The sequence below is a fragment of the Bartonella sp. AP9QHHD genome (genome assembly GCF_042195625.1).
Taxonomy (GTDB): domain Bacteria; phylum Pseudomonadota; class Alphaproteobacteria; order Rhizobiales; family Rhizobiaceae; genus Bartonella.
Map to the genome: position 1 here is coordinate 1 of NZ_JBHIOP010000046.1, position 20,317 is coordinate 20,317.

Here is a 20,317-nt window from a genome sequence, read left to right on the forward strand (position 1 = left end):
TGCACGAGCTTTAAGAGAAGCAAAAAAGCAAAAATGCGAACTCATAGAAATCAAACCTACCGGTGAACTGCTTATCTATCTGAAAGCAGATATTCCAATACCAAACTCAACAGCACACCCAGACAAACTTTTAGATTTGTCAAAGAATGAATATTACGAAATCGCACTCTCTAAGATGTAAAATTGATCATGCCAAAACCACGCCCTCCTCATCTCGTTAAACAAATTACCCAACATGGCAAAATCGTATGGTATGTACGTATTGGTCATGGAAAACGTATTAGAATACGCGGAACTTATGGAACACAAGAGTTTGTTGACAACTACAAAAGCGCACTTGCCGAATTACAAGGCATAATCCCTCCAAAACCGAAAATCGGCAAACTGATTGAAGGGTCATTTGCATGGCTGCTTAAACAATACTTTAACAGCTCTAATTGGCATAGCTACACTAAAGCTACAAAAAAACAAAAAGAACTCATCCTTATGAAGGTATGTGATACCATAGGAAACATTCCATACAAAGCAATTGAAAAGAAACATATCATAGCCGGCGTTGAACGACGCAAAGAAACACCAGCAATGGCTAGAAACTTTCTGAAAGCCCTTAATGGGCTTTTTAATTGGGCGATTGACCAAGGTCTTTTAGAAAATAATCCAGCCTTAGGTGTTAAAAGACCAGCCCTTCATAACAAAGATGGGTTTGCTGTTTGGACAGAAGAAGATGTTGAGAAATATTATCAAAGATGGTCCCATGGTACCCATGAACGCGTTTGGATTGATGTCCTTTTGTATACGGGTTTGCGTCGTGGTGATGCGGTCCGCATTGGCTGGAAAGATGTAAAGAATAATATCATTCATCTCAAAACAGAGAAAAGTAAATTCCAAACAGATGTCTTTCTACCTATTTTACCGGAATTAGCCAAAACGCTTGAAACTGGTCCTATTGGAGAAGAAACATTCATTTGTGGTAAAGAAGGTAAAAAACTAGTTAAAGAAAGTTTTGGCAACCTTTTTCGTGAGGCTTGTAACGTAGCGGGAATCAAAAAATCAGCACATGGCTTAAGAAAATTAGCAGCAACACGCGCAGCTAATTCTGGTGCAACAGTATCACAACTCAAAGCAATTTTTGGCTGGACAAATGATGCTATGGCATCTCTTTACACAAAGAGCGCAGACCGTAAAAAACTCTCTCTTGAAGCCATAAAAAAGCTTCAAAAAGATGAGGGATAGAGGCAAAAAAACTCAATAGAATCAAGATTCACCTATTCCCTTATATTAGACATAACTATTTTATTTTACTTACTTTTTATTTGCCTGTCACGCCCACCATTCAACTTTATAGTATAAATAAATTATTGAATTCTTCCAAGGTACGGGATGCGTAAATAAAGATTCGGAAATAAGATTTTGCAATATGCCTCTACAAAGGGCATACTTTACGGAGTGTTTCTAATATTTTTTACGTTCTGATAGCGCCTCTTAGGGGAAGCCATCTAAAAGTATCACAAACGTAATAACAGCCTCATTTTGCAACAGATTAGAAGTTTGATTTTAAAATTCTTTCCACAAGCATAGGCTTCCGTTCTAAAAAATATTGTTTGTTTCCTGATCTATCCCCTGTTTTTCTTAATTCTTTCATGTCTATTGGTATACAACTTGTTGTCCAAACAGTTAGATATAACCACAGTCACTTCGATAGATATAAAACACTTAACCTTAGAGCTGTATTTTGAGTTTACCAATTACAGATTATAATAAAATATTAAAAAGAGTAAAAAACACGATAAAAGCAATTTTTTTCATTCTAAAAATACATTTGATTTATAATCATGTTTTATTGTTTGCCATGTTGAATGAGAAATCCGAATATCGTAATGTTTTCTCATTTCAAACCTATTTATATTGAATTAAACAAAACCGTCTCTCTTACACGTCATAAGAGGAATTAATATTAAGTAAAAATTGTATAAAAAAGCACAAAAATGCCGATAAATGCCTCAAGTGCTGAGATCTATTGCAACATCGGAGGCTGACAAATAGGCAAAGTGTATGATAATGTCAGCTTATTTCTTCATAAGTGTAAAGATGATGGAGCTCAATGGATTTATCATTGTACCATTCACGAGCGCCAGCGTGAAGTGAGCTCTAAGAGATATCTCTTAAAACAAAGCCTGTAAAATGGCATTCTCCTCACACTGTATTCCTATTGAAATAATGATCACCTTGAACCGTGTGAGTTTAGATCTTCAAAGCTCATCTGCATAACATTTTAATGTGATTGTTATCCAATATTAAAATACTTCTAACATGATGTACAAACTATAAAGAAATAAGAAAAAACATTTGAAAATGTAAATATGAAATCTAAAAATTTAACTCTAAGATACAATCTATCTTCATTCATATAAATACACAGTATACATTCTTAAACCTATAAGACTAAGAAAACCTAAACATTGATGAAACCTATAACCCTACCTGAGAAACAGTGACAATCATGTTAAATCAAATTGTCCGCAAGTGTCTCTCATTGAAAAAAACAATATCTTATCTGGACGGCACATATAACATCTTTTTATACGAAAAAACTATAAAGAAGTAATTCGTTATGAATCACAGCTTCCAAGACAAGAAGATATTTTCCACCTCTTGTGCCATCTGTAAATTCTCATCATAAACAGTTCTAAATCGAATCCATCATGCCTTGTATCTAATCAAAATCGATCTTACCAAAGATCATGCTAAAAAACGTAATAATATTATTCATAAAAAATAAAAAAATCACAATAGATGTTTTTTGGCAATTTCACCAGCACTAGCAGCAATGCTTAAATCTAATCTAAGAAATAAAATATTCATTTTCAGAAAGATGAAAAGAAGCTCATAAAAAAGAGTTTTTGTAATCTGTTTCCTAAAGCATGTGATATAGTAGCAACACGCGGCAAGAATATGCAATGCTAAAGTTTCAGCAATCAAAAGCAATTTTTACTGAAAAAAGAGAAAACAGCATCATTTTATACTAAAACAGTCAACAGAAAACGTGTAGCAGCAAAATAAACCAAAAAACATCAAAAAGGTTCGGGATTATACAGAAAAATAAGCTAATAGAATAAAAGGAAAACTCTCTAACTTTTTATAGCCTATAAATATCATTTAAACATGGTGATCCCGACAGGATTCGAACCTGTGACCCACGGCTTAGAAGGCCGTTGCTCTATCCAGCTGAGCTACGGGACCCAACTGATTATTTTCTCAATTCAAAATAGCATCTTCAATTCAATGTGTCCAAGAATGCTGCCGATCACTGCGAAAATTATCAGAATAAGAAATAGCACGTCGAATCGATGTATGTTTCTTTTCTACACGGTAAGAGATAGCATTCTTACGTGCAAAAGCAATCGCTTCTTCCTTCCTATTAAATCGAATCTTTACCTGATTATTCATATCAGACGTTGCCGTGTAGCCCATAAGAGGTTCAAGCATTTTTGCTTTCATTGGCTCATACTCTAGAATCCAAAAAACTGTATTCCCCTTACCTGACTGCATAGCTGTCTTAGCAGGACTATAAATACGTGCGATCATGCCTTTTTCCTTCAGATTACACAACGCTTGGATGATAGTTTCTCACCACACGTACCCAATTGGGTCATTCTCACACACTCAATCAAATATGGTCGGAGCGATAGGATTCGAACCTACGACCCCCTGATCCCAAATCAGGTGCGCTACCAGGCTGCGCTACGCTCCGCCATTTACATTTACTTGATGCACATTTCCTAAAATTTTCACAACAGAAGTGCAAGAGAAAAACACACTTTTTTTTAATTTTGTTGCATTTCTTTACAAAAAAGCACATTTTTTAATTTTTCCCCCTACTCAATAACAAATTTATTGACAAATAGTAGAAAATAACTTCCGTAAGAAAATCCAATCTATATTAAAAAATAACGAATTTCTCTATAAGGACTTCATAATTTTTATCCTGTTTTAAGCAAGCTCTCATTGTATCAAAACACATTCCACAGATACAATTTTAGAAAAAATGACTTAAATATCATAGAAAAACTTTCCCAAAGAGAACATAAGCCAAAAAATTCAGCTGTATTAAGCTTTTTTCCCCTCTTTTTCTATCTTCCCAAAGACTCTTTTATTAAAAATTCTAGAATCTTCTACAATCCAAACCCATAAACAACAAACATTTTTTCAAAGCACAAAGGTTTTATTATAAATAAAATAAAGCGCTCTTTTTAGAAAAATTTTCAAATGCGAAGATGGTAAGAATTCAACATCATACAATAAAATCTCAAAGCTATTTAAAATAAAAACACGATAAGAGTAAAAAATATTATTTTTTACTCTTATATAGATATCCAAAAAGAAGAAAATTTAAATGACTTGTCTTCCACATATTGAAACGATAATAGAAGGACAGAATAATTAAGCCATGATAAGGAGTATTTACGGATTTCTTCTATTTAAAACTTCAGCAATAACAGCACGTGTTATTTTTCTTTTTCTTTGTAATGCCAACTGATCAACAGAATCAACAACACGCTTCAATGAAAATAAAGAACGTTCACAACGGCTTACAAGATAATAAACCGTATCTGGATGTACAATAAGTTGCCTATCGGAAAAAAGCTTAAATGCAACAGCTGTTAACAATGCATCATCAGGCTGATTAATTTCAACGAACATCACCGAATTAAGACGACTTTTTAGATCATTTAACATTAAATTCCAAGCGGAAGGAAGTGTTTGTGCCGTCATCAATAAAGTAGCCTGTCGTGCATCAAGATTTGCTTGCTTAATACTGTTAATTAAATGAAAAAGTTCTGTCTCATTGATTTCACCTGTATCAATATCCTCTATTAAAAATGATCTGCCTAAAGAAGCCATAGTAACAGCCTGATCAAGTTCATTGTGCTGAATCCTGAAAGCATCTGCTTTTTGGAGCCATATATTAGAAAAATGCGTTTTTCCAGATCCTTCTTTACCAACCAAAACTGCAATAGGTAAGCTCCAATTGGGCCAGTGATCAATAAGCTGAAAAGCCATACGATTGCTTTCCGTTACCACTAAATCCTCAAATTGAAAAATCGGATCATAAGGAAAATTTAAAGATAATTGCGTTTCACGCCCATTCATTTTAGCGGCTCCGAATTTCCGCTTCGCGAATACATCTGAGAACTCAGATAAGTATGAAGAGCAAAACGAACTAAAACGCCAACAGCCGCTGCCGCAGGAACAGCAACAAGCATACCAGTAAAACCAAAGAGTGAAGAAAAAGCAAAAAGTGAAAACATCAACCATACGGGATGTAATCCCACTGATGAACCTACAAGCTTGGGTTGAAGAATATAACCTTCAATAAATTGACCAATTAAAAAAAGTGCCATCACAACAATGATTCCCCCCCAATTATTGGGATAAAACTGGACCCATGCAATACCAACAGAAAGGACCAAACCACTCATTGTGCCGATATAAGGAACAAAGCTAATAAGACCAATAAACATACCAATCAAAAGACTAAAATTGAGTCCTGCAATCGTTAAACCAATAGCATAATAGCCTCCCAATATGAGACAAACTGTTCCTTGTCCACGAACAAAGCCTGCAATAGCTCTATCCATTTCATGAAAAATACTACGAACGGTTTCCAGATGATCCCGCGGTATTAACGAATCGATTGCTGTTACCATACGTGGCCAATCTAATAACATATAAAATGCCACCACAGGTGCCACAACAAATAGGCTAACGATATTAACGATTGATTTTCCTGACTTTAAAAGTGAATTCAAAAGAGACGTAATAAAATCCGAACCTTCTCCCAAAAATCCTTTAATATTATTCCGTAATTCATTTGGATCACTTCCAAAATAGCGCCTTAACCAATCAAAATCATGCTCAACAAAAAAGGTTTGAATACGATTAATGTAAACAGGTAAACCATCACTCATAAATTGCTGTATTTGCCAACTAATAACAGGAATCAAAATAATTAAAGCAGCAACAAAGGTAATAACAATAAATAGGGTGATAAGGACAGTCCCAAACACACGACGAATACCAAATTTTTCAAGTAATTGAACAATGGGATTGAGAAAATAAGCCAACACAATCCCTGCCACAAAAGGAAGCAAAATTGATCCAAAAACAAACATAAAAAGAATGAAAAAAATCAGCGTACCAAGCCAAAAAAAGATTTGTCTTTTCATATTATTCGGCAAAGGTAATTGAGTATACGCTGGCACATAAGTCTTATAACGATCACGAGATGTATTCTCACTCACTTTCTTTCTCATAAGCTGCCAAGAGGACTGTCCGTGATTATCTGATATCTTGCTCATAAAATATCCTAAAAAATTCTTCACAAAAAATTATAAACAACTTCAAAATAAGGTACAAGAAAAGTTGCTTATTTTCTTATCAATATCTCTTGCAGAGAGAACTCTATCATGGCATTGCATAATATCAAAACCTGATTTTCCATTAAAGGAAGGCTCCAATGAGCAATCAAGATCTTACAAATAATAAATCCAAGGCTGGGGATAAATCCAAAGCTGGTCTTACCTACGCAAAAGCCGGTGTAAACATCGATATGGGTAATGCCATGGTAGAAAAAATTAAACCCTTTATACGCGCAACAAAACGAGCCGGAACAGATGCAGAAATTGGCGGTTTTGGTGGACTTTTTGATTTAAAAGCAGCAGGCTTTACGGATCCTATCCTAGTAGCAGCCAATGATGGTGTGGGAACAAAATTAAAAATTGCCATTGAAGTAGGTCACCATAACACTGTAGGTATTGATCTTGTAGCTATGTGTGTCAATGATTTACTCGTACAAGGGGCTGAACCTCTCTTTTTTCTGGATTATTTTGCAACTGGAAAGCTTGACCCTGAACAAGGAGCTGCGATTGTTTCCGGTATTGCAGAAGGATGTAAACAAGCCGGTGCTGCCCTTATTGGAGGAGAAACTGCAGAAATGCCAGGAATGTATGCAGAGGGAGATTATGATCTAGCTGGTTTTGCTGTTGGAGCATGCGAACGTAGCAAGCTACTCCCTTCAAAAGATTTGACAGAAGGTGATATTATATTAGGTCTAAGCGCCTCTGGAATTCATTCCAATGGCTTTTCGCTTGTTCGACGAATCATCCAGCAAAATTATCTCAAATGGAATGACCCTGCCCCTTTTTCCCCCGAAAGCAGCCTTGGTATAGCACTTCTTACACCAACACGCATTTATGTAAAATCGCTTCTTCCCATCATGCGAAAATATGAAGGGATTAAAGCTCTTGCTCATATTACGGGTGGAGGTTTTCCTGAAAATATTCCACGTGTCCTTCCATCCTCTCTCTGCGCTGAAATTAATCTTTCTAGCATCAATGTTCCAGCAGTATTTTCATGGATTGCCAAACAAGGTAAAATAGAAGAAACAGAAATGTTAAGAACATTTAATTGTGGTATTGGCATGATCATTATCGTAGCACAGCATGCAGCTGAAACAATTACACAAGCTCTTGAAAGAAAAGGAGAGACTGTAACTCCCCTTGGCATTTTAACAAAATGCCAAGATCAAAATAAAGGAATACTTTATAAAGGGGTACTGCATTTATGAAAAAACAAATCGTCGTTTTCATTTCTGGTAATGGATCCAATATGGTCGCCCTTGCTCAAGCTAGCCAACAAACGGCATATCCTGCTGAAATCGTCGCGGTTATTTGCGATAATCCGCGTGCCAACGGTATTGAAAAAGCGCAAAACCATAACTTACCTATTCATATTGTTGATCGTAAAATTTACAAAACAAAAGAAGAGCATGAAGAAAATATTTTTACAATTTTAAATCAATATAAACCGGATTTTCTCTGCTTTGCGGGGTATATGCGCCTTATCTCACCACGTTTTGTAAAACTTTATGAAGGACGAATTCTAAATATTCATCCTTCTCTTTTGCCTTCATTTAAAGGCTTAAACACACATGAAAAAGCTTTACAAGCAGGTGTAAAAATCACGGGTTGCACTGTTCACCTTGTTACAGAAGACATGGATGCAGGAAAAATCCTTGCCCAAGCAGCCGTTCCAGTCTATCCCCATGATACTGCTGAGTGCTTAGCACAAAGAGTTCTTAAAGCAGAGCATAAACTCTATCCCGAAGCCTTAAAAGCATTTATTGAAGGGAAGAGCAAAATGGTCGATACGCAACAACAGCTTTTATCTTTTTGAGTGTATCAACAATCTATTAATCAGCATATTTCAATGCTTTACACATAGTTTTTGCTCAGTATCTACAATTGAAAATCTCTATGAAATATTGACATAATAGAGTCCATCTCTTCATAAATTTTTGCACAAAATATGTAATTTTTTGAATTTTAGTTCATTTTTAAAATTTTTCTTCTTTATTCAATTCTATGACATTATCATAAGCTCTATTTATCAAAATACTCTCGTATTTCGCCTAAAAAATCTTAAAATACGCAATTTTCTATTGCATAAATTTTTGTTTATGACGAAAGTGTTTCTTTAACTGTTACAGCTAACTGTTTGAGTGTAAAAGGCTTAGATAAAAAACCAAAAACAGCATCTTGTGGAAGATTTTTAGCAAAGGCATCTTTTGCATATCCAGAAACGAAAAGAAATTTGATATCAGGATAGTTTTTACGGACTTCCTTCAATAAAGTTGGCCCATCCATTTCTGGCATCACCACATCGGAAACAATAATATCAACTTCTCCTTTTTGTTCCTCAAGAATAGAGAGTGCTTCCACCCCACTTGCTGCCTCTAAAACCGTATATCCTCTCATTTGAAGAGCTCTTACCCCCCCCATTCTGACCGCATCTTCATCTTCAACTAATAAAACAGTCGCAGATCCTGTTAAGTCTATATTTTTATCTTTCTCTTCATCTTTTTCAATCTTTTGAGAAATTTCTCCTTTTATATTGGGGATATAACGGGGAAGAAAAATATGAAATGTTGCTCCTTCACCTTCTTTACTTTCACAATAAATATACCCACCGCTCTGCTTGATAATTCCATAAACCATTGATAAACCAAGTCCTGTTCCTTTTCCAACTTCTTTTGTTGTAAAAAATGGCTCAAACATTTTTTCTTGTATAGCAGCAGATATACCAGCCCCTGTATCTGAGATAGTCAATTGCACATACTCACCAATTGCTAATCCAAGATGATTAAATTCAGCACTTTGTTGCTTTGTAATATTATTTGTCGCAATCGTAACAATACCTCCATCTAACATGGCATCACGCGCATTAATAACCAAATTCATAATAACACGCTGAAAAGATGCTTGATCAACTTCAACGCTCCACAAATCTCTTCCATGGATAATTTTTAACTGAATATTATTCCCCAAAAGTGGTAAAATAAGATTGCGAATGTCTGATAAAAACTCTGTAAAATCAACTTCTTCAGGTCGAAGTGTTTGCTTTCTAGAAAAAGCTAATAATTGTTGTACAAGAGCCGCTGCACGATTAGCATTATTTTTAATATTGATAAGATCAGCATGAGCAGGATCAGAACTACGATGGGTATTTAAAAGAAGATCACATGACATTAAAATTGCTGTTAAAACATTATTAAAATCATGAGCAATGCCGCCAGCCAATTGTCCTACAGCTTGCATCTTCTGACTTTGCATCATTTTATCTTCAAGAGTTTTTTGTTCGGTTGTTTCAATCACAGAGATAATAAGCAAATCTTGCAATGCATCACCGTGATAGGGCGGTACAGACATAATATGGAGCCGTAAATGGCATTCTTCATTTTTTTCTAAAACAGTTTCTAGAGAAACAAAATAATTTTTATTTGTCGCAATTCTCTGAAAAGAACGCTCTAACTGCACACAATCACGACGAGAAATAACATCATAAAAATTGACAGCTTTGTCCATACATCCCGTGAGTGATGAAAAAGCTTTATTCATATGAACCAATTGCCCTGCATGATCCACCACGGCTATTGCAAAAGGACTCGCATCAAAATATTCTCCTAGTATACTGGGTAATTTTAATTGATCATCTTCTTCTTTTTGTATTTGTTGTGGAATGATCACAACACGATAAATGGCTTCCTCTTCTAAGAGAGAAGAAACAGATATAAGACAATGGAATATTTTCTCACAAGTCGTGTGTGAATTTAAACATAACGAAAACCTATAAGGTAAAGAGTAACCTGAACTTTGATATCTGTTGGTTTGTAAACAGATATCACTCCATGAGCTCTTAGCGCCAACGCTATCAAATAACGAATCAAAATTATATTGACCAATTGAGAAATTCGCTAAATCAATTGAAAACCATTCGGCAAAAGTCGCATTGGCATAAAGAATAGTTCCTTGTCTATTAACGGATACAAAACCAATAGAAGCTTGATCCAAGTGATTGATAGCCTCTTGAAGGTTCGAGAAAAAAACTTCTCGCGTTTGTTGTAAGTGCGAAATATCAGTAATACGCCAAAATAAAAGCTTTTTTTTCTGTTTTGTGATAGGTTGAACGGAAATATTATACCAAACAGATTTTTTGGGTGTAGAATCGGTAAAAATTGGTTGTTCTACTCTCAATTCCTCTTGCGCTGCAAGATTATTACAGGCTGCAACCTTTAAGCGGTACGAGAGTGCACCAGCTCCTGGAAGATCCGCAATAACCCTATAACAAGACACTTCAGGCTTATAGGTCAGAATTTTTCGATAGTTTTGATTAGAATAATAAACAAAACCAGAAAGATCAGAGATTACAATTGCATCATCGCTCCTATTAAAGATGCTAAAATCAAAATCTTCATGCGACCACACATGATATCTTAAAATTCCCATTCCACACAAAACGAGTGTTGCAACACCGATCATTGCTAGAATCAAAAAAGATATTGATATCGCCTGTTGCAAATAGTTTTGTGGATAAAAAAAACCTAAAATACCCACAATGAAAAGAAAACCTAATACAAAAACAACACCAAAAATCACAACTCTCCGATGAAACGAAGACGCTGATCTTTCATTATTCTCAAAATCTTTATCCATCTCTCTTTGCCTTAGCTTATAGCTATTTCTTATGTCACAAAACTTCCTTTATATTCGTTGTTATGTTGTTATAAAGTATATACTATGATATTATCTAAGATAAGCTCGCTTAATATTCAAAAGTTTATTTCTTACATTATAAGTGAACCTTTTGAGGGTATGTTTATAAATTTATCTCAATAAAAAATAATATTTCCATCCAAAATGGGAGAAAATCTATGTATATCTGGTTATCAGAGCAGATAGGTGTATCTGCTGCAAACATAACGATAAGCTTTTTGCTTTTTATAATAACAATCGCAGCTATTACCGTAATTATCGTGTTTTTACGTCGCTTAAGTACAGGAAGATACAGCATTAATAGAAAAAAAAGTCTATCACGATTAGCATTATGTGAAGTAATTTCTATAGATCGAGCACGCCGCCTTGTTTTAGTCCGTTGCGATAATAAAGAACATTTGCTCCTTATTGGCGGATTAACAGATGTGGTTGTAGAATCCGATATTACTGGTACATCAAAAATACAAAAAAGAGAAACACACACACATCTAAATTCCGCCCCTCCAGAAAGAAACGATGTATCGGATAAAAGTCCCTCTCCTTTTACGAATCAAGCGGTAAAAGATTCAGCCATCACCGCCGAAATTGAGGGGCGGCAAGAACCATCTTTATTCATTCCTACCCCTCAAAAATAAAAATATACAATTTCATCACCACGAATTTCGTTTGTTTATCATCTCAATAACCTTAATCATCGCGATAAACTCTTTCACGTCGTTCGTGACGTTCTTGCGCTTCCAATGACAAAACGGCTATCGGCCGAGCCTCAAGACGCTTGATACTAATGGGTTCGCCGGTTTCTTCACAAAAACCGTATGTCCCATTATCAATGCGCTCTAAAGCAGCATCTATTTTTGAAATAAGTTTCCTCTGACGATCACGAGCACGTAATTCGATTGTACGATCAGTTTCACAAGAAGCCCGATCAGTCAAATCGGGCTGACCAACATTCTCTTCCTGCAAATTTTCCAAAGTCTCACGAGCTTCTTTTAATATATCATTCTTCCAAGAAACCAATTTAGCACGAAAATACGCCTTTTGCCGCTCATTCATAAAAGGCTCATCTTCACTAGGGCGATATTGACCATCAATCTCTTCGCTCATGCAATAAAAAACCTCCACATATGCTATGTGCGGTCTATATATTGTGCAATACCCATCAACACAAGAGTAAAATGTTTTTTCATAACAATCGACGAATATATCTAAATGCACTGTTTAGGTTTGATCGCTTTTTTATGTAGATTGAATTCTTGATCAAATCTCATCCAGAATCATTTTTTTCGCTTATTGAAAAACTTTAAAAAGAAGGAAATCTAATATCAGATATCAGAGCCATCCCTCCCCTACTCTCTACATTGTTTAAAATCTAAATGAAGCAACAATAAATCATTTCATCAATGCAAAAAAATAAAATCTTTATAAAGGCAAAGTGTGATATTCACGTTTCAAATACATCAAAGCATCTTTTTCTTTATTACAGTTGATTGCAACAACCTCACCAATCAAAACACAATGGGTTGCGTGTTCGTGCCAACAAATCAAACGACAATCAAACGACGCTAGAGCGTCTGAAAGACTAGGCGCCCCCGTTTGCAAAGCTCCCCATTGAGCAACATCAAAACGCTCATTTTGTGTAGAATTGCAACGCCTCGAAAAAACATCCGCTAATGAGCGATGTTTTCCTGCCAAGCTATTAACACAAAAATTTCCATTCTCCATAAACACCTGATTCTTTAAATTATGACGCATGAGACAAACAAGAAGGGTTGGAGGATCATCAGATAAAGAACAACACGCCGAAACAGTCACCCCACGTCTTCCCTTAATACCATTTGTTGTCACAATATGCACAGCTCCTGCAAAAAGACTCATGGCATCTCGATATTCTTGGGAAGAAACCGCAATAGTATGTTTATGTTGAAGTTCAGGCATCAAATATGTTTTATGATTCGACATATCTTTCACTTATAAAGCTTTAAAATTTCAAGCAATCTTTCCATAAAAAGACCTATAATACATATTTTTTCTTTTCCGTCATAACACAAAAAATATTTGTGTATACACAGCGATATGATAAAAACTGCCAATCTAAGGAGATTTTAATGCCCCATTCTCATCTCATTTCGCCTTCTCTCTTGGCTTCTGATTTTTCTAAACTTGGACAAGAAATGTTAGATGTTGTTGATGCTGGTGCAGATTGGCTTCATCTTGATATTATGGATGGGCACTTTGTTCCTAACATCACCTTTGGTCCTGAAATCGTCAAAGCTCTGCGCCCATTAACAAAAGCAATATTTGATGTCCACCTGATGATCGCACCAGTAGACCCTTATTTAGAAGCTTTTGCAAAAGCAGGTTCAGATATTATAACTATTCATGCTGAAGCAGGTCCACATCTTCATCGTTCATTACAAACAATCAAAAAAATGGGGAAAAAAGCAGGAATCGCACTCAATCCAAGCACCCCTGAACATGTACTGGAATATTTTCTTGATCAATTAGATCTCATTCTCATCATGACGGTCAATCCCGGTTTTGGTGGACAAAGTTTTATTCCAGAAATAAAAAATAAAATTAAGCGCGTTAAAAACATGATTGCAAACCGCCCTATTGATCTTGAAGTTGATGGTGGTATCACCGTTGATACAATTGGGATAGCTGCAAAAGCTGGTGCAAATGTATTTGTCGCAGGCTCTGCAATTTATAAAGATGGCAATAAAGAGCTTTACAAAACACGTATTAGTGCATTGCGCCAAGCCGCAATCCTCTCACAACAAGGAAAAAAATGATGATCGCACGTTATTCCCGCCCTGCAATGGTAACAATTTGGTCTCCCGAAACAAAATATCGTATTTGGTTTGAAATTGAAGCCCATGCCTGTGATGCCCTTGCTCACTTAGGGATTATTCCGAAAGAAGCCGCCAAAGTCATTTGGGAAAAAGGGGCAGCAGCTAAATTTGATGTCAATCGCATTGATGAAATTGAAGCAATTACCAAACATGATGTTATCGCATTTCTAACCCACCTAGCTGAATTCATTGGACCAGAGGCACGTTTTATCCACCAAGGCATGACATCATCTGATGTTCTCGATACAACGCTGAACATTCAATTGATGCGTGCGAGTGATATTTTGCTAGAGGATATAGATCAACTTCTTGAAGCATTAAAAAGACGTGCTTTTGAGCATAAAGAGACAATCACCATTGGGCGGAGTCATGGCATTCATGCTGAACCGACAACATTTGGAATCAAGTTTGCTCTTGCATACGCTGAATTTTCCCGTTGTCGCAAACGTCTTCTTGCTGCACGAGAAGAAGTTTCTACTTGCGCGATTTCAGGAGCTGTAGGAACTTTTGCTAATATCGATCCACGCGTTGAAGAACATGTAGCAAAAGCCTTGAAGATGCGTACTGAACCGGTTTCCACCCAAGTAATACCAAGAGATCGTCATGCTATGTTTTTTGCAACACTTGGTGTTATTGCTTCCTCTATTGAAAGGCTAGCAATAGAAATACGCCACTTACAACGAACAGAAGTTCTTGAAGCAGAGGAACATTTCTCACCTGGGCAAAAAGGTTCATCGGCAATGCCTCATAAACGTAATCCAGTTTTAACAGAAAATTTAACTGGATTAGCCCGTATGGTACGTGCATTTGCACTCCCAGCCATGGAAAATGTAGCTCTTTGGCATGAACGTGATATTTCCCATTCATCTGTTGAGCGTTATATTGCTCCAGATGCGACTATTACACTTGATTTTGCTCTTTCTCGCCTCACATCTGTCATTGAAAATCTCATTGTCTATCCAGAAAATATGCAAAAAAATCTCAATAAATTCCGCGGTCTTGTTCACTCACAACGGGTTCTTTTAGCACTCACACAAGCAGGGATTAGTCGTGAAGATTCTTATCGGATTGTACAACGAAATGCGATGAAAGTTTGGGAACAAGGAAAAGATTTTTTAGAAGAACTCCTCAACGACAAAGATGTTACCAAAGCTTTAAGTGAAGAAGAACTTCGCGAAAAATTTGATCTTTCTTACCACACCAAACATATCAATACGATTTTTAAACGTGTTTTTGAAGAACAATAAAGCGACATAGAAAACCAAAATCCATTCAACCTATGATCAAAAATCTGTTGTAACAAAGAAAACAATTCATGAAAGCAAATCAACTCGATATTCTTATTGTTCCTGGCTACAAAGGATCTGGTCCAGATCATTGGCAAACACGCTGGGAAAAAAAATTGTCGACAGCCAGCCGCATTGAACAACTCCATTGGTCAAAGCCTGTTTGTGAAGAGTGGGTTAACAAAGTTAAAACCGCCATCGCAAAAGCTCAAAGGCCTGTTATGCTTATTGCTCATTCATTAGGAGTTCCCAGTGTTATTCATGCAACTGTACAAAATACAGAAAAAATTTGTGGCGCTTTCTTTGTTGCACCTCCAGATGTCGCCAATGAAAAAATACGTCCCAAACATTTAATGACATTTGGCCCCTATCATCGCCAAAAGCTTCCTTTTCCTTCTATTGTCATAGCCAGTCGCAACGATGAGTTTTGTCAATTTTCAGTAGCAGAAAAAATTGCCAATGATTGGGGATCACTCTTTGTTGATGCTGGGTATTCTGGCCATATTAACGCAGAATCCGGACACGGACCTTGGCCTGAAGGGCTTATGGTCCTCTCTCACTTTCTTGCAAAAATTTGATCCAAAAGAGGTGATCTTCTTTCTCATCGCTTATGTATCTTCACCTTTGGGTAAACGTGTAATGATAAAAATTATAAAAGTATCATAGCAATATCATTGAGAAATTCTATCAATTAGGATAGTATCATTTATCAATGTTATTAAAAACCTCTCAAGATAAATAGAGAATCATGATGAATCGTCGCCACCGTATTTATGAAGGCAAGGCTAAAATTTTATATGAAGGACCTGAACCAGGGACTTACATTCAATTTTTTAAAGATGATGCAACTGCCTTTAATGCAAAAAAACATGAAATTATCGACGGAAAGGGGGTTTTAAACAACCGAATTTCGGAACATATTTTTAGCCATCTTGGACGTTTGGGCATCCCAACACATTTTATCAAACGTATAAACATGCGCGAACAGCTTATTAAAGCGGTGGAAATCATTCCGTTGGAAGTTGTTGTTCGCAATGTTGCTGCCGGCTCTCTTGCTAAACGTTTAGGACTGGAAGAAGGAACCCCGCTTCCGCAATCCATCATTGAATTCTACTATAAAAATGATTCTCTCGATGATCCTATGGTAACGGAAGAACATATCACAGCTTTTGGGTGGGCTGTCCCACAAGAGATAGAAGATATGATGCAACTTTCAATTCGTATTAATGATTTTCTTTCTGGGCTTTTTGCCGGTGTTAACATCCAATTAATTGATTTTAAAATGGAATTTGGTCGCCTGTGGGAAGATGAAACAATGCGCATTGTTCTTGCTGATGAAATCTCTCCTGATTCTGCACGACTATGGGATATGCACACACAAGAAAAAATGGATAAAGACCGTTTTCGTCGTGATATGGGAGGGCTTATTAATGCCTATCAAGAAGTTGCCAAACGTCTTGGTATTATGAATGAAAACGAACCAACACGACCAAGTGGTCCCGTTCTCGTAAAGTAAAAACAAGGTAAAAAACATCACCTTATACAAACACCCCTCTTCAAAGGAGAGGTTCTTTTAACAAGCAGGAAGCAAAAAATGAAAGCACGCATTACGGTTACTTTAAGAGAAAGCGTTCTTGATCCACAAGGAGAAGCAATTGTCGGTGCTTTAAAAAGTTTGGCTTTCGAAGGCATTCAATCTATTCGTCAAGGAAAGGTTTTTGATATTGTTCTTGATGAACTACCTTCTGAAACTGCAAAGAAAAAACTTGAACAAATGTGTGAAGAGTTACTCGCAAATACTGTCATTGAAAATTATACAATCGAACTTCTGTAAGTGAAATGCTCATGAAAACTGCCATCATTCAACTTCCTGGATTAAATCGTGATCGAGATATGGTTGCAGCATTACATCATATAACGGGAGTTGAGCCACTAAAAATTTGGCAAACAGAAACAACAATTCCAGATGTAGATGTTATTATTATTCCTGGTGGTTTTTCCTATGGCGACTACTTAAGATGTGGTGCGATTGGAGCGCGAACTCCCGTCTTAAAAGCCATTCGTGAAAAAGCACAAGAAGGTACGACAATTATAGGTATCTGTAATGGATTTCAAATTTTGTTGGAAGCAGGATTATTACCCGGTACTTTAATGCGTAACGCTTCTTTAAAATTTGTTTGTCGTGAAATCAAGCTTGAAGTCGTCAACGCCAAGACAAAATTTTCTCGATATTATTCTAAAGGACAAATTATTCGTTGTCCTGTTGCCCATCATGACGGAAATTATTTTGTTGATAGTGAAACATTGAAACAAATGGAAGACAATGAACAAATTGTTTTTCGCTATGCAGAAAATACAAACCCGAACGGCTCAATGAAAGATATTGCTGGTATTGTTAATAAAGCTGGTAATATTCTTGGTATGATGCCCCATCCTGAAAACTTTATTGAACCCGCCCACGGAGGTACTGACGGTCGTTTACTTTTTCAAAGTGCTTTAGAGTTAGTAAATGGATAATGCTGCAAAAATACTCGCGCTCCATAATTTAAAAAAATAAGGATTTATACCATTTCTCGCTTCATAAAGCTATAAACAAAGCTCTTCACAAACAACAATGGATATTATTTTCTAAACACATAATTATTTAAGACCATTTTTAGTCTTAAATCCCACCAAACAAAAGGACAAAATCTTCAGCTTACTGTCTATAAATATTTTTATTATTAAACAACATTATTGTTTATAATATAAGCTGCTAGGTTAAAAAAATAAAAATACTAAATTTCGATTAATTTGACGGATAAATACTCATGAAGCCTTGCAATAACATCACTATTACATCAGAACTCATTGCACAACACGGGCTAAAAGAAGATGAATATCAACGTATCCTAACGTTAATTGGTAGAGAACCAACATTTACTGAACTAGGAATTTTTTCTGCAATGTGGAACGAACATTGTTCCTATAAATCATCTAAAAAATGGCTAAAAACTCTTCCGACAGAAGGAAAATGTGTCATCCAAGGACCTGGTGAAAATGCTGGTGTTGTCGATATTGGCGAAGGACAATGTGTTGTTTTCAAAATGGAAAGCCATAACCACCCTTCTTATATTGAACCTTATCAAGGTGCAGCGACAGGTGTTGGTGGTATTTTACGTGATGTCTTTACAATGGGAGCCCGTCCTGTTGCTGCTATGAATGCATTGCGATTTGGTGCTCCTGATCACCCACGAACACGCCATCTTGTTTCTGGTGTTGTTTCTGGAATAGGTGGTTACAGCAATTCTTTTGGTGTTCCAACGGTTGGTGGAGAAGTAAATTTTGATGAGCGTTATAATGGCAATATCCTTGTTAACGCTTTTGTCGCCGGTATTGCAAAGACAGACGCCCTTTTTTATTCTAAAGCACAAGGTATTGGACTCCCTGTTGTTTATCTGGGTGCAAAAACAGGACGTGATGGTGTCGGTGGAGCAACAATGGCTTCTGCTGAATTTGATTCTTCAATCAGTGAAAAACGCCCAACTGTTCAAGTCGGTGATCCTTTTACAGAAAAATGTCTCCTTGAAGCATGTTTAGAGCTCATGGAACTTGGAGCCGTGGTTGCTATTCAAGATATGGGGGCAGCAGGACTCACCTCTTCTGCCGTTGAAATGGGAGCAAAAGGAAATCTGGGGATACAGCTTAATCTTGATACAGTTCCTGTTCGAGAAGAAAACATGACAGCCTATGAAATGATGCTTTCTGAAAGTCAAGAGCGTATGCTCATGGTCCTTAAACCAGAACTAGAAAAGCAAGCAGAAGCAATTTTTCATAAGTGGGGACTACATTTTTCTATCATTGGAAAAACAACCGATGATTTACGTTTTCGTGTATTTCATCAAGGGGAAGAAGTTGTCAATCTTCCCATCAAAGAGCTTGGTGATGAAGCGCCTGTTTATGATCGTCCTTGGAGTGAGCCGGCAAAAAAAACACCCTTGAAAGCAGAAGACGTCAAAAAAGTTGAAAATCTTGGTGATGCGCTTCTGAGCTTATTGAATTCTGCTGATCAAAGTTCTCGGCGATGGGTTTATGAACAATATGATACCCTTATCCAAGGAAATAGCCTTGTTTGTCCAGGAGGTGATGCAGGCGTTATCCGTGTAGGAAACAACAGCAAACGTGCTCTTGCTTTTTCTTCTGATGTAACACCTCGCTATTGTGAAGCAGACCCTTATGAAGGGGGGAAACAAGCTGTCGCAGAATGCTGGCGAAACATTAGTACGACAGGTGCAACACCACTGGCTGCTACAGATAATCTCAATTTTGGTAACCCTGAAAAACCTGAAATTATGGGACAGCTGGTTTTTGCTATTAAAGGTATAGGAGAAGCTTGTAGAATCCTTGATTTTCCTATCGTTTCAGGCAATGTTTCTCTTTACAACGAAACAAATGGGGAAGCCATTCTTCCAACCCCCACAATTGCTGGGGTAGGCCTTCTTAATGATTGGTCTAAAATGGTAACAATAAGTGGTATGCAAAATGGAGATATTCTTGTTTTAGTAGGAAATTGCGGCTCCCATTTAGGACAATCAATCTATGCACGTAACATTTTAAATATTGATGCAGGCCCCCCCCCCTGTAGATTTACAACTTGAAAAAAAGCATGGTCAATTTGTTCGAGATGTCATACATCGTGGTTTTATTCACGCCGCCCATGACCTTTCTGACGGAGGATTAGCGATAGCACTTGCTGAAATGGTCATTAAAGCAGGTAAAGGAATCAAAGTAAAATTAAGCAATAAATCACCCCATCATGCAGAACTTTTTGGAGAAGACCAAGGACGTTATCTTTTAGCCGTCAAACCTCACTCTCTTAATAGTCTTAAAGAGCGTGCACAAATCAATACAGTTTCTTTAACAGAGCTAGGTCAAGTCGAGGGTACTTCTCTTAATATAGATGGGATATTAACACTTTCAGTAGACAAACTCACAAAAGCCTATGAAAACTGGTTTCCACAATTTATGGGTGAAGAATAAAAATTGTTTTTTCTCTTAAACAGCCTTTATAAAAAATGAACAACATAGG

General features: G+C 36.6%; 17 protein-coding genes, 2 tRNA genes and 1 pseudogene. 12 read left to right on the forward strand and 8 right to left on the reverse strand.

All coding sequences use genetic code 11. The annotated features are described in order from the left end of the window. Together ACFIK4_RS03105 and ACFIK4_RS03110 are read left to right on the forward strand one after the other, a co-directional pair. Positions 1 to 181 (forward strand): hypothetical protein (locus tag ACFIK4_RS03105; protein ID WP_375674950.1); only part of this gene is annotated, 181 nt, incomplete at its 5' end. A gap of 8 nt (positions 182 to 189) precedes the next feature. Further along, on the forward strand, positions 190 to 1,233 hold the full coding sequence (locus ACFIK4_RS03110; RefSeq protein ID WP_375671876.1) for a tyrosine-type recombinase/integrase: 1,044 nt from the start codon (positions 190 to 192) through the stop codon (positions 1,231 to 1,233). A gap of 1,930 nt (positions 1,234 to 3,163) precedes the next feature. Here the strand turns inward: ACFIK4_RS03110 and ACFIK4_RS03115 are convergent. From ACFIK4_RS03115 to ACFIK4_RS03135, 5 genes are all read right to left on the reverse strand, one after another. Next, positions 3,164 to 3,240, reverse strand: a tRNA-Arg gene (locus tag ACFIK4_RS03115). 39 nt (positions 3,241 to 3,279) lie between these two features. Continuing rightward, entirely contained in the window at positions 3,280 to 3,585 is a 306-nt protein-coding gene (locus ACFIK4_RS03120; RefSeq protein WP_375671875.1) for an ETC complex I subunit, read from the reverse strand. Between the two features lie 89 nt (positions 3,586 to 3,674). Further along, a tRNA-Pro gene (locus ACFIK4_RS03125) sits at positions 3,675 to 3,751 on the reverse strand. 710 nt (positions 3,752 to 4,461) lie between these two features. Continuing rightward, a complete protein-coding gene (hdaA, locus tag ACFIK4_RS03130; RefSeq protein ID WP_375671874.1) occupies positions 4,462 to 5,151 on the reverse strand; it encodes a DnaA regulatory inactivator HdaA in 690 nt (229 codons plus the stop codon). Continuing rightward, positions 5,148 to 6,359 carry an AI-2E family transporter gene (locus ACFIK4_RS03135; protein ID WP_375630182.1) on the reverse strand — a complete coding sequence of 404 codons (1,212 nt, stop codon included), beginning with the start codon at positions 6,357 to 6,359 and terminating at the stop codon, positions 5,148 to 5,150. Before ACFIK4_RS03135 ends, hdaA begins: the two co-directional genes overlap by 4 nt. Before the next feature lie 158 nt (positions 6,360 to 6,517). On the opposite strand from ACFIK4_RS03135, the gene purM reads away from it, so the two are divergent. Continuing rightward, positions 6,518 to 7,627, forward strand: coding sequence for a phosphoribosylformylglycinamidine cyclo-ligase (purM, locus tag ACFIK4_RS03140; protein ID WP_375613081.1), 1,110 nt, complete (start codon positions 6,518 to 6,520; stop codon positions 7,625 to 7,627). After that, a complete protein-coding gene (gene purN, locus ACFIK4_RS03145) occupies positions 7,624 to 8,235 on the forward strand; it encodes a phosphoribosylglycinamide formyltransferase (RefSeq protein WP_375613082.1) in 612 nt (203 codons plus the stop codon). The genes purM and purN overlap by 4 nt, the downstream gene beginning before the upstream one ends. A 281-nt stretch (positions 8,236 to 8,516) precedes the next feature. Here purN and ACFIK4_RS03150 read toward each other — a convergent pair whose 3' ends face one another. Then, the gene (locus ACFIK4_RS03150) at positions 8,517 to 11,051 is read right to left on the reverse strand and encodes a response regulator (RefSeq protein ID WP_375674954.1); all 2,535 of its coding nucleotides are present in this window, start codon (positions 11,049 to 11,051) and stop codon (positions 8,517 to 8,519) included. 218 nt (positions 11,052 to 11,269) lie between these two features. On the opposite strand from ACFIK4_RS03150, the gene ACFIK4_RS03155 reads away from it, so the two are divergent. Beyond that, positions 11,270 to 11,746: a hypothetical protein gene (locus tag ACFIK4_RS03155; protein ID WP_375611550.1), complete on the forward strand. Its 477-nt coding sequence runs from the start codon at positions 11,270 to 11,272 to the stop codon at positions 11,744 to 11,746. A 52-nt stretch (positions 11,747 to 11,798) separates the two neighbouring features. Here the strand turns inward: ACFIK4_RS03155 and dksA are convergent, their stop codons facing one another. Further along, positions 11,799 to 12,215 (reverse strand): RNA polymerase-binding protein DksA, encoded by a 417-nt coding sequence (gene dksA, locus ACFIK4_RS03160; protein ID WP_015856486.1) that lies wholly within the window; start codon positions 12,213 to 12,215, stop codon positions 11,799 to 11,801. A gap of 315 nt (positions 12,216 to 12,530) precedes the next feature. Then, complete coding sequence (locus tag ACFIK4_RS03165; protein ID WP_375611549.1) at positions 12,531 to 13,070, reverse strand: flavin reductase; 540 nt, start codon at positions 13,068 to 13,070, stop codon at positions 12,531 to 12,533. Between the two features lie 146 nt (positions 13,071 to 13,216). Between ACFIK4_RS03165 and rpe the strand changes: the two genes are divergently transcribed. The 7 genes and pseudogenes from rpe to purL all read left to right on the forward strand — a co-directional run bounded on the left by rpe (position 13,217) and on the right by purL (position 20,268). After that, a complete protein-coding gene (gene rpe, locus ACFIK4_RS03170; protein ID WP_375674957.1) occupies positions 13,217 to 13,903 on the forward strand; it encodes a ribulose-phosphate 3-epimerase in 687 nt (228 codons plus the stop codon). Further along, entirely contained in the window at positions 13,903 to 15,210 is a 1,308-nt protein-coding gene (gene purB / locus ACFIK4_RS03175; protein WP_375674998.1) for an adenylosuccinate lyase, read from the forward strand. The genes rpe and purB overlap by 1 nt, the downstream gene beginning before the upstream one ends. Positions 15,211 to 15,278: 68 nt before the next feature. Further along, positions 15,279 to 15,827: an RBBP9/YdeN family alpha/beta hydrolase gene (locus ACFIK4_RS03180; protein WP_375611547.1), complete on the forward strand. Its 549-nt coding sequence runs from the start codon at positions 15,279 to 15,281 to the stop codon at positions 15,825 to 15,827. 173 nt (positions 15,828 to 16,000) lie between these two features. Next, positions 16,001 to 16,765: a phosphoribosylaminoimidazolesuccinocarboxamide synthase gene (gene purC / locus ACFIK4_RS03185; protein WP_375613149.1), complete on the forward strand. Its 765-nt coding sequence runs from the start codon at positions 16,001 to 16,003 to the stop codon at positions 16,763 to 16,765. Between the two features lie 78 nt (positions 16,766 to 16,843). Further along, entirely contained in the window at positions 16,844 to 17,083 is a 240-nt protein-coding gene (gene purS, locus ACFIK4_RS03190; protein ID WP_375613085.1) for a phosphoribosylformylglycinamidine synthase subunit PurS, read from the forward strand. Positions 17,084 to 17,094: 11 nt separating this feature from the next. After that, positions 17,095 to 17,766, forward strand: coding sequence for a phosphoribosylformylglycinamidine synthase subunit PurQ (gene purQ / locus ACFIK4_RS03195; RefSeq protein WP_375613086.1), 672 nt, complete (start codon positions 17,095 to 17,097; stop codon positions 17,764 to 17,766). A gap of 293 nt (positions 17,767 to 18,059) precedes the next feature. Next, positions 18,060 to 20,268, forward strand: a pseudogene (purL, locus tag ACFIK4_RS03200) (phosphoribosylformylglycinamidine synthase subunit PurL). The last annotated feature ends 49 nt before the right edge of the window (positions 20,269 to 20,317 follow it).